This window comes from Bradyrhizobium sp. cf659, assembly GCF_900113725.1.
Taxonomy (GTDB): Bacteria; Pseudomonadota; Alphaproteobacteria; order Rhizobiales; family Xanthobacteraceae; genus Bradyrhizobium.
Genome location: NZ_FOQJ01000003.1, coordinates 608408 through 622500, shown reverse-complemented (window position 1 = coordinate 622500; position 14093 = coordinate 608408). Strand labels below are relative to the sequence as shown.

Annotated in this window: 7 protein-coding genes, 2 tRNA genes and 2 rRNA genes (1 of these 11 cut by a window edge); 5 read left to right on the top strand and 6 right to left on the bottom strand. The window is 62.3% G+C overall.

The features are described from left to right. From BM118_RS16985 to BM118_RS16970, 4 genes are all read right to left on the bottom strand, one after another. Positions 1-736, bottom strand: a 23S ribosomal RNA gene (locus tag BM118_RS16985); it reaches 2138 nt to the left of the window's first position. Positions 737-1126: 390 nt separating this feature from the next. Then, a tRNA-Ala gene (locus BM118_RS16980) sits at positions 1127-1202 on the bottom strand. Between the two features lie 33 nt (positions 1203-1235). Further along, a tRNA-Ile gene (locus BM118_RS16975) sits at positions 1236-1312 on the bottom strand. A gap of 226 nt (positions 1313-1538) precedes the next feature. Continuing rightward, positions 1539-3027: ribosomal RNA gene (locus BM118_RS16970) — 16S ribosomal RNA — on the bottom strand. The 16S and 23S rRNA genes sit together here with 2 tRNA genes alongside, the layout of an rRNA operon. A 1002-nt stretch (positions 3028-4029) precedes the next feature. Between BM118_RS16970 and BM118_RS16965 the strand changes: the two genes are divergently transcribed. The 3 genes from BM118_RS16965 (at position 4030) to BM118_RS16955 (ending at position 8238) form a co-directional block, all read left to right on the top strand. Further along, positions 4030-6093 (top strand): M23 family metallopeptidase, encoded by a 2064-nt coding sequence (locus BM118_RS16965; RefSeq protein WP_177234383.1) that lies wholly within the window; start codon positions 4030-4032, stop codon positions 6091-6093. Positions 6094-6247: 154 nt separating this feature from the next. Next, positions 6248-7879, top strand: a complete 1632-nt coding sequence (locus tag BM118_RS16960; RefSeq protein WP_092186663.1) for an NHL repeat-containing protein — start codon at positions 6248-6250, stop codon at positions 7877-7879. A 92-nt stretch (positions 7880-7971) separates the two neighbouring features. Next, the gene (locus BM118_RS16955) at positions 7972-8238 is read left to right on the top strand and encodes a hypothetical protein (protein WP_092186662.1); all 267 of its coding nucleotides are present in this window, start codon (positions 7972-7974) and stop codon (positions 8236-8238) included. A 159-nt stretch (positions 8239-8397) separates the two neighbouring features. Here BM118_RS16955 and clpB read toward each other — a convergent pair whose 3' ends face one another. After that, the gene (gene clpB, locus BM118_RS16950) at positions 8398-11046 is read right to left on the bottom strand and encodes an ATP-dependent chaperone ClpB (protein WP_092186661.1); all 2649 of its coding nucleotides are present in this window, start codon (positions 11044-11046) and stop codon (positions 8398-8400) included. Positions 11047-11285: 239 nt separating this feature from the next. On the opposite strand from clpB, the gene BM118_RS16945 reads away from it, so the two are divergent. Then, positions 11286-12074, top strand: coding sequence for an MOSC domain-containing protein (locus BM118_RS16945; protein WP_092186660.1), 789 nt, complete (start codon positions 11286-11288; stop codon positions 12072-12074). Between the two features lie 131 nt (positions 12075-12205). Here the strand turns inward: BM118_RS16945 and BM118_RS16940 are convergent, their stop codons facing one another. Further along, positions 12206-12982, bottom strand: coding sequence for a TIGR02594 family protein (locus tag BM118_RS16940; RefSeq protein ID WP_092186659.1), 777 nt, complete (start codon positions 12980-12982; stop codon positions 12206-12208). Between the two features lie 236 nt (positions 12983-13218). Between BM118_RS16940 and BM118_RS16935 the strand changes: the two genes are divergently transcribed. Next, complete coding sequence (locus BM118_RS16935) at positions 13219-14082, top strand: alpha/beta fold hydrolase (RefSeq protein ID WP_092186658.1); 864 nt, start codon at positions 13219-13221, stop codon at positions 14080-14082. The last annotated feature ends 11 nt before the right edge of the window (positions 14083-14093 follow it).

Below are 14093 nucleotides of genomic sequence, written 5' to 3'. Positions count from 1 at the left end.
ACGCCTTCGCCTATCGGCTTAAGCTTGCTCGTTAAATTAAGTCGCTGGCCCATAATACAAAAGGTACGATGTCACCCAGAACGAATCTTGAGCTCCATCTGTTTGTAGGTGTCCGGTTTCAGGTCTATTTCACTCCCCTCGTCGGGGTGCTTTTCACCTTTCCCTCACGGTACTGGTTCACTATCGGTCGCTGAGGAGTACTTAGGCTTGGAGGGTGGTCCCCCCGCGTTCAGACAGGATTGCACGTGTCCCGCCTTACTCGTGGATACATCATCGCATTACTCGTACGGGGCTATCACCCTCTAAGGCCCAGCTTTCCTGACTGGTTCCGATTGTCTTTGATGTATCACTGGCCTGGTCCGCGTTCGCTCGCCACTACTAACGGAGTCTCTGTTGATGTCCTTTCCTCCAGGTACTTAGATGTTTCAGTTCCCTGGGTTTGCTTGAAACCTCCTATGTATTCAGAAGTCTCATACCTTCTCTTGATAACCGGAAATCCAAAACCTCTTCGATCGAAATCTAAAGGCCTAGGCATCTTCCATTATCTGGTCGAACCCCACACCGATGTCTTTCGACAAAGGTCTTGGAGTTCCGGCTATCGAAGGTGGGTTTCCCCATTCGGAAATCCGCGGATCAAAGCTTCTTCGCAGCTCCCCACGGCTTATCGCAGCGTAGCACGTCCTTCATCGCCTCTCAGCGCCAAGGCATCCACCGAACACCCTTAAGGCACTTGATTGCTCTCATTATCAATGTCCACACACTCGGCAGAATGTTGTCTGCAGAACTGCCTTGCGGCACGCGCCCTCGATGAACGCTATCTGCAGCCGGACAATGATTAGAAAGACCAGCTTGCTTCGTAAGATCGTTCCGATAGCGAGGCGGTCAAGCTTCGCTAAAAGGATCATTTACAACTCGCTCGTCTTTCAAGTTTGACCTTGAAGGACGCGTGAGCGCCGAAATGATCCGGAGATAATGAAGTATCGCGCAGAAATCTTCTGCACGATCCAACTCGGATCGATCTCCTCTTTACGATGTCAGAAATCACGCAGCCTGCTGTCCATCCGGACTAGCAAGTGCGAAGTGATGTTTCGCGGACGACGGTCAAGATCTCGGTGATCAAACCATCTGGTGGAGCCAGACGGGATCGAACCGACGACCTCATGCTTGCAAAGCACGCGCTCTCCCAGCTGAGCTATGGCCCCGTAACCAGAAGACGAATGCTCACTCGATGAAAGTGGTGGGCCTGGGAAGACTTGAACTTCCGACCTCACGCTTATCAAGCGCGCGCTCTAACCAACTGAGCTACAAGCCCCTAACGCTATCCTCTCAAGGACTAGGGTCTTGCGTGCATGCACCGGCGACTAGCGCCGAATGCAATCGCACAGCGCAGCCCCGGCGCGTGTTCGTCCGCGAAGAAAGAGAAACGAAGACGGCGAAATCCCGCCAATGGAGCTCAACGATCTGGCGATCTGTTGGCCCCTGATGTTTCTAAAACGATCCGATAGCTAGCCGAAGCTAAGCTGAAGGATCATCCTTAGAAAGGAGGTGATCCAGCCGCAGGTTCCCCTACGGCTACCTTGTTACGACTTCACCCCAGTCGCTGACCCTACCGTGGCCGGCTGCCTCCATTGCTGGTTAGCGCACCGTCTTCAGGTAAAGCCAACTCCCATGGTGTGACGGGCGGTGTGTACAAGGCCCGGGAACGTATTCACCGTGGCGTGCTGATCCACGATTACTAGCGATTCCAACTTCATGGGCTCGAGTTGCAGAGCCCAATCCGAACTGAGACGGCTTTTTGAGATTTGCGAAGGGTCGCCCCTTAGCATCCCATTGTCACCGCCATTGTAGCACGTGTGTAGCCCAGCCCGTAAGGGCCATGAGGACTTGACGTCATCCCCACCTTCCTCGCGGCTTATCACCGGCAGTCTCCTTAGAGTGCTCAACTAAATGGTAGCAACTAAGGACGGGGGTTGCGCTCGTTGCGGGACTTAACCCAACATCTCACGACACGAGCTGACGACAGCCATGCAGCACCTGTGTTCCAGGCTCCGAAGAGAAGGTCACATCTCTGCGACCGGTCCTGGACATGTCAAGGGCTGGTAAGGTTCTGCGCGTTGCGTCGAATTAAACCACATGCTCCACCGCTTGTGCGGGCCCCCGTCAATTCCTTTGAGTTTTAATCTTGCGACCGTACTCCCCAGGCGGAATGCTTAAAGCGTTAGCTGCGCCACTAGTGAGTAAACCCACTAACGGCTGGCATTCATCGTTTACGGCGTGGACTACCAGGGTATCTAATCCTGTTTGCTCCCCACGCTTTCGTGCCTCAGCGTCAGTATCGGGCCAGTGAGCCGCCTTCGCCACTGGTGTTCTTGCGAATATCTACGAATTTCACCTCTACACTCGCAGTTCCACTCACCTCTCCCGAACTCAAGATCTTCAGTATCAAAGGCAGTTCTGGAGTTGAGCTCCAGGATTTCACCCCTGACTTAAAGACCCGCCTACGCACCCTTTACGCCCAGTGATTCCGAGCAACGCTAGCCCCCTTCGTATTACCGCGGCTGCTGGCACGAAGTTAGCCGGGGCTTATTCTTGCGGTACCGTCATTATCTTCCCGCACAAAAGAGCTTTACAACCCTAGGGCCTTCATCACTCACGCGGCATGGCTGGATCAGGGTTGCCCCCATTGTCCAATATTCCCCACTGCTGCCTCCCGTAGGAGTTTGGGCCGTGTCTCAGTCCCAATGTGGCTGATCATCCTCTCAGACCAGCTACTGATCGTCGCCTTGGTGAGCCATTACCTCACCAACTAGCTAATCAGACGCGGGCCGATCTTTCGGCGATAAATCTTTCCCCGTAAGGGCTTATCCGGTATTAGCACAAGTTTCCCTGTGTTGTTCCGAACCAAAAGGTACGTTCCCACGCGCTACTCACCCGTCTGCCGCTGACGTATTGCTACGCCCGCTCGACTTGCATGTGTTAAGCCTGCCGCCAGCGTTCGCTCTGAGCCAGGATCAAACTCTCAAGTTGGACTTGAACTTTGAACCGGCTGATCACAACGTTTGACGAGGTCCCACCATTTTTCCATCGACCGAAGTCGATGAGCTGCCCGCGATTCACATCGCTGGCAACGATGGTGTTTCCTTTAAAACGTGTACCGCCGAAGTCTTTCGTCCGGTCTCGATCAGAAAAGCCGAAGCTTTTCAGAAGCGAGACCCGCAAGGACTCCGCCGTCCACGTTTCTCTTTCTTCATCTTCACTTGTCAAACAGCCCGGGACCTGAGAGGCCCCAACCTTCCTGAGAGGAAGGGTTCCGACACCCTTACCGACGATGGATGAACTCCAACCGACTGGTGTCGGCTGTTGTGTTCACTCAACAAGGTGAGGAGCATCAGTGGCGCGTTCGCTCGCCTTGGTCAGTGACCCGGCGGCGCCGCGCTCAGTGGTTGGGGTTATAGGCCCCACCTTCCGGGCTGTCAACGCCAATCGTCAACAAATCGTCGCACAGTGGATTGTCGTAAAAATTCCAGCGATTACAGCGCATTAGCGAGGCCGTGAGAGCTTGCCCCGAAGCCGCGCGGCAAAAAATCTCAAAAAAAGTTCGCACCCCGGGGGCCTCCGGAGGGGCTCCGGAAGTGGCTTTGGGCGCCTCCCCGAGCGGCTCCCAGCGCCCACCCCTTCAGGAAACTTTTTCGATATTAGGCGCCGTACTTGAGCCACATTCCCGCGGCGTTCTGATAAGAGACAAGCTTGAATCGCGGGGATGCCAGTGGGGGCTGCCGGCGGTTTAGGTGGGGTCAGAGGAAGGCGATCATACGATGAAGCGTCCTTCTTCAGACATTCGAGAGACATCGAGAGATCTTTTTCCGCTTAGCTGTTCGTAATTTCGGCCGGCCCATCATCGGGGCCTTCTGACCGCGGACGCCTGTGCGGCTTGCCGTTTCCTGCGATGCCCCTGCAAGAGGGCGGCCAGGACAGGGCTCGAAACCGGGCTGGTATGGGCCTCTTGGGTCGTTGATTGGGGGACTTGGGTTGAACCACAGGACGTCACGCGGCGCTTATGGGCGTGAGACCGGGATCATCGATCTCGGCCACGAGCCGCCGCTTTCCGTCGATGGTTCCGAAGCTGCCGTCATCGATCGCCGTCGTGTTTCGGTACAATGGTTCAGCGGGACAATTCTGACCGGACTTTGCGGCGCAGCCCTGATCGGCGGCGCCGTTTTCGCTTCGCTCGACGGCGAGATGACCTTCGCCAAGGTGCCGGAGCGGGTCGAAGGCGCGCTGCGTGGTGCATTTGGCGCAGCTGATCGCGCCGCCACGCTGCACAAGAGCGACCGCCTGCCGCCGCCGAGCGAATCCACGGCCTCGCGCAACATCGTGCGCGTCTCCACGGTGGCCCGCGTCGGCAATCGCGACGTGATGCGGGTGCGCCCCTTCGTCCGCATCGCCGGCAATCTGTCGATGACGACGAGCGACCTGTCGGCGAAGATTCCACCGTTCAACGCCCAGCGCCTGCTCACCGACGTCGGCTCCGATCCGAAGACCGCCGCCGACGATCCCAACAACCCCGAAGCGGTCGAACCCGACGCCGAGGTCTCCTTCGTCACCAAGGACCTGTCGCCGGTGCTGCCGAAGGCCAAGATTTCCGCGGTGGTGGCGCTCGACGACATCCTGATGCGGGTCCGCGATGCCGCCAACTGGCGCGGCAATGGCGGGGTGCGCTACGCCTCGCTCGCCAACGCTACCGCCGACGTTTCCGGCGCAACCGGCGCGTCCGACGTCAAGATGGCCTACGCCACCGAAGTGTCGCCGTCCGATCCCTATGCCGGCTTCGAGACGCGCGTGGTGCCGGAAAACGTCACGCTGCTGCCGAAGACCAAGGAGCAGATCACCGGCGGCAATCCCAACGGCGAGCGCGTCCATCTGGTCAAGAAGGGCGACAGCGTCACCTCCGTCCTGCGCGATCTCGGCGCGACGGCCGACGAGATCAAGGCGATCGCCGCGACGCTCGGCCCGCGCGGCCGCGACGGCGGCCTGAAGGAAGGCGAGAAGCTCCGCATCCTGATGGCGCCCGCAAGCCCCGGCGCCCGGCTCCAGCCCTATCGCGTCGTGGTTGCAAACGACACCATGGTCGAGGCAATCGCGGCGCTGTCCGACCTCGGCAAATACGTCGCGGTCGACGTCTCCAGCATGAACACCGTCGCTGACGCCACGGCCAACGCCAACAGCGACGATGACGACGACGATGACGGCACCGGCGTGCGGCTCTACCAGAGCATCTACGAGACCGCGATGCGCAACAAAGTGCCGATGCCGGTCATCGACGACATGATCAAGATCTACTCCTACGACGTCGATTTCCAGCGCAAGGTGCAGCCGGGCGATTCCTTCGACGTGTTCTACGCCGGCGAGGACGAGGGCGTGACGTCGAGCGAAAAGAACGACGTGCTGTTCGCTTCGCTCACGGTCGGCGGCGAGACCAAGAAATACTACCGCTACCAAAGCCCTGACGACGGCGTGGTCGATTACTACGACGAGAGCGGCAAGAGCGCGAAGAAGTTCCTGGTCAGGAAACCCGTCAACAACGCGATCATGCGCTCCGGCTTCGGCGGCCGCCGCCACCCGATCCTCGGCTACGTGAAGATGCACACCGGCGTCGACTGGGCCACCGCCTACGGCACGCCGATCTTCGCCTCCGGCAACGGCGTGATCGAAAAGGCCGGCCCCGAAGGCGGCTACGGCAAGTATATCCGCATCAAGCATAACAACGGCTACGAGACCGCCTACGGCCACATGTCGGCCTTCGCCAAGGGCATGGAGATCGGCAAGAAGGTGCGGCAGGGCCAGGTGATCGGCTTCGTCGGTTCGACCGGCGCGTCGACCGGACCGCACGTCCATTACGAAATCCTGGTCAACGGCCGCTTCGTCGATCCGCTGCGCGTGAAACTGCCGCGCGGCCGCTCGCTGGAAGGCCCGATGCTCGCCGGCTTCGAGAAAGAGCGCGACCGGCTCGACGGCATGATGAGCGGCCGGGGCGGCGCCATCGCCCGTATCTCGGATGCGACCGGCGGACCGTTGCAGGTCACCAACCGGTAAGCCGAAAACCGGCCGACATCGACCGGATACCTTCATCAACACGGCTGAATGGGACGCTCTCGGAGCGATCTGCTTTACGGCGTCACAACGTCAAGTTTCGTTTGCCAAAGCCGCATGACGGGCGAATACTTTCCAAAAAATGGGAGGTCACGCCATGAACAACAGGCTTGCCTGCGCAGCCGTCGTTGCTGCGATCGTCTGCACCACGAGCGCATCGGCCCAGACAGTCCCGGAGACTTGGGAGGTCACGAAACTCGTCCCCGGTTCGGCGTTCCATGGCGTGCATGGGCTCGGGGTCGACAAGGCCGGCCATCTGTTTGCCGGCAGCGTCGCCGGCGCCATGCTCTACGAAGTGGACATCGCCGGTGGTACCGCCAAGGTTGCAATCCCGGCTCCGATCGGAATGGCCGACGACATCGCATTCGCGCCCGACGGCACCATGGCATGGACCGGCTTCTTGGCCGGCGATCTCTATTCGCGCAAGGGCGACGGCCCGATCAAGAAGCTCGCCTCCGGCCTTCCCGGCATCAATTCGCTGGCCTTCCGCAAGGACGGCAGGCTCTACGCCACGACGGTTTTCCTCGGCGACACGCTCTACGAGATCGACGTCGAAGGCGTCAAACCGCCGCGTCAGATCATGGAGAAGATGGGCGGCCTCAACGGCTTCGAGTTCGGTCCCGACGATAAGCTCTACGGTCCCCTCTGGTTCAAGGGACAGGTCGCCAAGGTTGACGTCGACAAGGCCGAGCTGACTGTCGTCGCCGACGGCTTCAAGGTCCCGGCCGCGGTGAATTTCGATTCCAAGGGCAATCTCTGGGTGGTCGACACCGCGCTCGGCCAGCTCGTTCGGGTCGATCCCAAGTCGGGCGCCAAGACCATGGTGGCACAGCTGAAGCCGTCGCTGGACAACCTCGCGATCGACGACAAGGACCGCATCTACGTCTCCAACATGGCCGACAACGGCATCCAGGAAGTCGATCCGGCGACCGGCAAAGCCAGGCAAATCATCATCGGCAAGCTCGCGCTGCCCGGCGGCCTCGGCGTCACCTCGGAAAATGGCAAGGATACGATCCACATCGCCGACGTGTTCGCCTACCGCACGGTGGACGGTGCGACCGGCGAGGTCACCGAGAAGGCGCGCATGCATGCCGCCGGCGTCACGCTCGAATATCCGATGAGCGCGACGGCGAAGGGCAACGACGTGGTCCTGTCGAGCTGGTTCACCGGCACGGTGCAGGTGATCGACGGCAAGACCGGCGCGACGCGCGACATGCTGCATGGCTTCCAGGCGCCGCATGATGCGATCGTGCTCGATGACGGCAGCATCCTGGTGGCCGAGCTCGGCACCAAGTCGCTGGTCCGCGTCAGCGGCGAACACAGCAAGGATCGCACCACGCTGATCGGCGGCCTCGAGGGCCCGGTCGGCCTCGTCGGCGGATCGCGTGGCGAGGTCTATGTCACCGAAGCCTTTGCGGGTGTCGTATCCAAGATCGAGGGCAACGGCGAAAAGACCGTGGTCGCCAAGGAGCTGAAAATGCCCGAGGGCATCGCACGCACCCGCGACGGCAAGCTGATCGTAGCGGAAGTCGGCGCCAGGCGATTGATCGAGATCGCCCCGGAGAGCGGCAAGATCACCGAGATCGCGGCCGACCTCCCGATCGGCCTGACGGGCGCCCCCGGCGGCCTGCCGACCCACGTCCCGACGGGCGTGGCGGTCGGCGCCTCAGGCGTGATCTACTTCTCGTCCGACATCGAGAATGCGATCTACAAGGTGGCGAAGAAGTAGCGTCCGCCGAGCAAGGTTCGGCAGCGATGGAACCGGGACACGGCTTCCCGGTTACACGCTGACGGGAAGCCGACCAGCAGGAGGATCGCCCCATGACGCGGCTCTCACGCGACGATGTCATCAAGGCCGTGGATCGGGCCGACGACGTCACCATCGCCCAGATCATCGGAACCGGCGCGACCGTCGAGGAACTCGCAGAAGCCCAGGCCTGGCTCGCCAATGACGAGCCGATGATCAACGACCTACGTCCGCTGGCGCAAGGCCGCGTGCGCGAGCTTGTCGACATCCTGTCGGAGCTCGAGCAGGAGGACGACGAGCAAGGCCCGGCCGCCCCCGGCTCGGCGTCCGCAATCAGCTAGGAGCGATCAGCTTAGGTATATACCTGAGCACCCACCTCTCCCCACCGGGACGATGGTGAGCATCTCGACTCCGACAAACCAGCCGACTGACCAAAATAAATCGTCCCGGAGAGGACGGACCTCTCCGGGACGATCTTGCCTGGCGGCGAGCGCCAATGATCAGTTCAGCTTCCGCTTCGTCACGGGCGCCTCGAACTGCGCGATCTCCGCGGTTTGCGGTGCCTTGCCGTTGAAGGTCAGCACGTTGCCTTCGGACGAGATCGCGACGTTGTCGCCGTCCCTGACGTCGCCGGCCAGGATCATCTCGGCGAGCGGATCCTGGAGGTAGCGCTGGATCACCCGCTTCAGCGGCCGTGCGCCATAGGCGGGATCCCAACCCTTGGCCGCGAGCCAGTCGCGGGCTGCAGCATCGAGCGTCAGCACGATCTTGCGATCGGTCAGGAGCTTCTGGAGCCGCGCGAACTGGATCTCGACGATCCGGCCCATCTCGCTCCTCTGCAAACGATGGAACAGGATGATCTCGTCGACGCGGTTGAGGAATTCGGGACGGAAATGTCCCCGCACCATTCCCATCACCTGCTCGCGGACGGCCGAGGTGTCTTCGCCCTCGGGTTGATTCACCAGGAACTCCGAACCGAGGTTCGAGGTCATGATGATCAGCGTGTTGCGGAAATCGACGGTACGGCCCTGGCCATCGGTCAGGCGGCCGTCGTCGAGCACCTGCAACAGGACGTTGAAGACGTCAGGATGCGCCTTCTCGATCTCGTCGAACAGCACGACCTGGTAGGGCCGGCGCCGCACCGCTTCGGTGAGCGCGCCGCCCTCGTCATAGCCGACATAGCCCGGAGGCGCGCCGATCAGCCGCGAGACCGAATGCTTCTCCATGTACTCGGACATGTCGAGGCGGACCATCGCGGTCTCGTCGTTGAACAGGTACTCCGCCAAGGCTTTGGTCAGCTCGGTCTTGCCGACGCCGGTCGGTCCCAGGAACATGAACGAGCCGGTCGGGCGGTTCGGGTCCTGCAAGCCCGCGCGCGAGCGGCGCACGGCGGTTGCGACCGCACGCACGGCCTCGGCCTGGCCGACGACGCGGGTGCCGAGCTGCTCCTCCATCTTCAGGAGCTTCTCCTTCTCGCCTTCCAGCATCTTGTCGACGGGCACGCCGGTCCAGCGCGAGACCACCTGCGCGATGTGGTTGGCGGTGACCGCCTCCTCCATCATCTCGCCGGAGTTCTGCGTTGTATTGTCCTTGGCCTCGATGTCGGCAAGCTTCTTCTCGAGCTCCGGGATCCGGCCATAGGCCAGCTCGCCGGCCTTCTGAAATTCGCCGCGCCGCTGGGCGTTGGCAAGCTCGACGCGCAAGCTGTCGAGCTCGGCCTTCAGCTTCTGGGCATCGGAGAGCTTGTTCTTCTCCGCGCTCCAGCGCGCCGTCAGCGCCGCAGACTTCTCCTCGAGCTCGGCAAGGTCCTTCTCCAGCGTCTGGAGCCGGGTCTTGGAGCCGACATCGCTTTCCTTCTTCAGCGCCTCCTGCTCGATCTTGAGCCGGATGATCTCGCGATCCAGCGAATCCAGCTCTTCCGGCTTGGAATCGACCTGCATCTTCAGCCGCGCCGCGGCCTCGTCCATGAGGTCGATCGCCTTGTCCGGCAGGAAGCGGTCGGTGATGTAGCGGTTGGACAGCGTCGTGGCGGCCACGAGCGCGGAATCGGTGATCCGCACGCCATGGTGCTGCTCGTACTTGTCCTTCAGTCCGCGCAGGATCGAGATGGTGTCCTCGACCGAGGGCTCGCTGACGAAGATCGGCTGGAAGCGCCGCGCCAGCGCCGCATCCTTCTCGACGTGCTTCTGGTACTCGTCGAGCGTGGTCGCGCCGATGCAGTGCAGCTCGCCGCGCGCGAGCGCCGGCTTCAGCAGGTTCGATGCGTCCATCGCGCCGTCGCCCTTGCCGGCGCCGATCAGCGTGTGCATCTCGTCGATGAACAGGATGAAGGTGCCCTCGCTCCCGGTCACTTCCTGGAGCACGGCCTTCAGCCGCTCCTCGAACTCGCCGCGGTATTTCGCGCCGGCAATCAGCGCACCGAGATCGAGCGAGAGCAGCTTCTTGTCCTTCAGGCTCTCCGGCACGTCGCCATTGACGATGCGCAGCGCGAGGCCTTCGGCGATGGCGGTCTTGCCGACGCCGGGCTCGCCGATCAGGACGGGATTGTTCTTGGTCCGGCGCGAGAGCACTTGAATGGTACGGCGGATCTCCTCGTCGCGGCCGATGACCGGGTCGAGCTTGCCGTCGCGCGCCGCCTGGGTCAGGTCGCGGGCATATTTCTTCAGCGCGTCATAGGCGTTCTCGGCGGTCGCCGAGTCGGCCGTGCGGCCCTTGCGCAGCGCCTCGATGGCCGCGTTGAGGTTTTGCGGGGTGACACCGCCCTTGTTGAGGATCACGCCGGCCTCGCTGGTCTTCTCCAGCGTGAGGCCGAGCAGCAGCCGCTCGACGGTGACAAAACTGTCGCCGGCCTTCTCGCCGGCCTTTTCAGCGGCATCGAAGGTGCGGGCCAGCTCGGGCGCCAGATAGATCTGCCCGCCGCCGCCAGAGACCTTCGGCACCTTGTTCAGGGCGTCCTCGGTCGCCTTCAGAATTGCGCGGGAATTGCCGCCGGCACGGTCGATCAGACCGGCAGCGAGCCCCTCATTGTCGTCCAGGAGGACTTTCAGGACGTGCAGGGTCGAAAACTGCTGGTGCCCCTCGCGCATCGCAAGCGACTGCGCCGACTGGATGAAGCCCCTGGATCGTTCGGTATACTTCTCAATGTTCATCTTTTCTGTCCCTCGGCCTGCCCATGGAGCCCTCTAAGGCACTCCACACGGCATCTTCATTGGGTTTACAATTACCGCATTGACGTTTCTCAACCGGTAACGGTCGTCATTTACCGACGCTGCCGCCGGCCTGAGGCAGATGTGGGAAGCAGCTCGCGGGAGCGAAAGAGGCGAGTTCACAATTTCGTGCGCTGTTTGGCCGGCTTGGCGCCAGGAGGTCGAATCCCCTAAGTAGCGGCATGACAGCCAGCCAGACCGCCGAAATCACCGATCTCTACCGCTACCCGATCAAGGGCCTGACGCCGGAGCGCCTGTCCCGCGTCGCCTTGCGGCGAGGGGAGACCCTGCCTGCCGACCGCCGCTACGCCATCGAGAACGGCCCGAGCGGGTTCGATCCCGAGGCGCCGGCCTGGAAGCCAAAAATCCAGTTTCTGATGCTGGCGCGCAATGAGCGGCTGGCTTCCCTCGACAGCCGGTTCGAGGACGCGACCAACCGCCTGACCATCCGCAAGGACGGCCAGATCGTCGCCAGCGGCGATCTGGAGACCGCCGCCGGGCGCGCCGCCATCGAGCGCTACTTCAGCGAGAACTTTCAGCCCGAGCTGAAGGGCCCGCCCAAGGTTCTGTCGGGCCGCGACCACAGCTTTTCCGACGTCGCCCGCAAGGTCGTGTCCATCATCAATCTCGACAGTGTCCGCGCGATCGAGGCCATGCTCGGTGGCACCGCCGTCCACCCCCTGCGCTTCCGCGCCAATCTCTACGTGAAGGGCTGGCCGGCCTGGTCCGAGCTCGACCTCGTCGGCCAGACGCTCGCGATCGGTCAGGCCCGGCTGCAAGTGGTCAAGCGCATCGTCCGTTGCCCGGCCACCAATGTCGATCCGCAGACCGCACAGCGCGACCTCGAAATCCCGCCGACGCTCTCGCGCCATCTCGGCCACATGGATTGCGGCATCTATGCCGAGGTGATCGCCGGCGGCGAGATCGGCGTGGGCGATGCGGTCGCGGTGGAAGAGCCGAAGCTGGTGTGAGCTTCGTAGGGTGGGTTAGCCGAAGGCGTAACCCACCACTTCTGTCACCACAGAAACCAAAGAGGTGGGTTACGCCCGCGGACCGCGCTTCGCGCGACCGCGAGCTAACCCACCCTACGCAGCTGTCACCTTCAGTTCGGCATCACATACGCATAGATGCGGCCGCGCGAGACCGGGGCCTCGCGGACGCGGTTGCCGTTGTTGCCGGAGATCATGATCGGATTGCCCTGCGCGTCGACGCCGGTGATGATTCCGACGTGGCCGCCCCGGCCGCCGCGCGACATCACCGCGATGGCACCGACCTGCGGGCCGGAGACACGCGTGCCGTAACGCGCGAACGAATTCGCCATGTCCGAGCCGGTGCCATGGTGGCCGGTTTTCTCAAGCACCATGTTCATGAAGCGCGCGCACCACAGGCTGCCGCGCCCGGTCGGGTTGCCGCCGAGATAGCGGCGCGCCTCGGACACGAGGCCCGATCCGCCGCCGAAACCGCCGCTCATACCCATGTTGCCGGCTTCGCCAGTGCTGCTCTTGTTGACAGCGTAGCTGATGTTGGCAGCGCGGCTCACTTTGCCAGCGCGGCGCATGTTTCCGCCGATGCCCATGTCACCGCCGCCCACGTAGCGCATGTCACCCATGCCGCCGCTGTTGGCGTTCGGATCATAACTGGCCTGGGTGTTCATGAATCCGCCGGCCTGCAGCTGCGCCGCGCTGCGCTCGAAGCGCGAGCTGCGGGCCTGGTGCCGATAGTGATGATATCTGCTGGCGTGATGCACGTAAGCGTGCCGCTCTGCGCTATGACGATGTGGCCGTGCCGAGGCCGGAGAAACAAACGCGGCGACCGCCGCAAAGAAGAGCGCCAGCGCGACAACACAACGCGACAGGCGAGACGCAAACAACTCGAACATTAGTCATCCTTCGTTGACACCCCCACTTCCCAGCCGGCCCGTGCGCGGCCGACATCCGCCGGGCCGTAAAGCTTCCGGATGTGGCGAGAACAAGACGCCGCGCATCGGCGCGAATTAACGCTTCGGGGAGTTGTTGCGATGATTTTGTGTCGATGCAGGTCTGTTGCCGCCGCATTGCGGACAACAGCATTAACTGCAATTCTCGAAACCACGGCTTGAAGAGAGGGAAACGGTTAATGCCCCACGCCACGACCAGGGACGACGTCCGCATCTATTTCGAGGAAGCGGGCCACGGAACGCCGATCATCTTCCTGCACGAATTCGCGGCCGACTACACCAATTGGGAGCCGCAGATGCGTTACTTCTCGCGCGGCCACCGCTGTATCACCTATTCGGCGCGCGGCTACACGCCGTCGGACGTGCCTGAGGGCGAGGTCTACACCTACACGCATTTCTACACCGACGCGCTCGCGGTGCTCGATCATCTCAAGATCGATCGTGCGCATCTCGTCGGGCTCTCGATGGGCGCTTATTCATCGCTTCAGATCGGACTGAACGCGCCGCAGCGTGCGCTGTCGATGACGCTCGCCGGCGTCGGCTCAGGCTCGGAGATCGAGACTCTCGACGCCTGGCGCAAGCAATGCCGCGCCAATGCCGAGCAGTTCGAGACGCTCGGCTCCACGGAGGTGGCAAAAGTCACGCGCGAGGCGCCGAGCCGGATTCCCTTCCTGGTCAAGGACCCGCGCGGCCACGCCGATTTCTACGCCGCGCTGGCGCGGCACGATGCCAGGGGATCGGCGAGCACCATGCGCGGCTTCCAGGGCGGCCGTCCCTCTATCTACACGATGACGAACGCGATCCGGGGCGCCGCAACGCCGGCGCTGGTCATCTGCGGCGACGAGGACGATCCCTGCGTCGGGCCGAGCCTGTTCTTGAAGAAGCATCTTCCGGCCGCGGGCCTCGCGATGTTTCCGAAGTCGGGGCACGTGCTCAATCTCGAGGAGCCCGCGCTGTTCAACGAGACCGTGGAGCGGTTTGTCACACTGGTGGAAGCGGGAAGATGGCCGGCACGCGATCCGAGGTCGCTGCCGGCCGGCTAGGCGCGCCCCCT

Coding starts and splice junctions, on each gene's coding strand:
- BM118_RS16945 (WP_092186660.1), top strand. CDS start 11,286: ATGACAGCCAGCCAGACCGCCGAAATCACCGATCTCTACCGCTACCCG.
- clpB (WP_092186661.1), bottom strand. CDS start 11,046: ATGAACATTGAGAAGTATACCGAACGATCCAGGGGCTTCATCCAGTCG.
- BM118_RS16940 (WP_092186659.1), bottom strand. CDS start 12,982: ATGTTCGAGTTGTTTGCGTCTCGCCTGTCGCGTTGTGTTGTCGCGCTG.
- BM118_RS16960 (WP_092186663.1), top strand. CDS start 6,248: ATGAACAACAGGCTTGCCTGCGCAGCCGTCGTTGCTGCGATCGTCTGC.
- BM118_RS16935 (WP_092186658.1), top strand. CDS start 13,219: ATGCCCCACGCCACGACCAGGGACGACGTCCGCATCTATTTCGAGGAA.
- BM118_RS16955 (WP_092186662.1), top strand. CDS start 7,972: ATGACGCGGCTCTCACGCGACGATGTCATCAAGGCCGTGGATCGGGCC.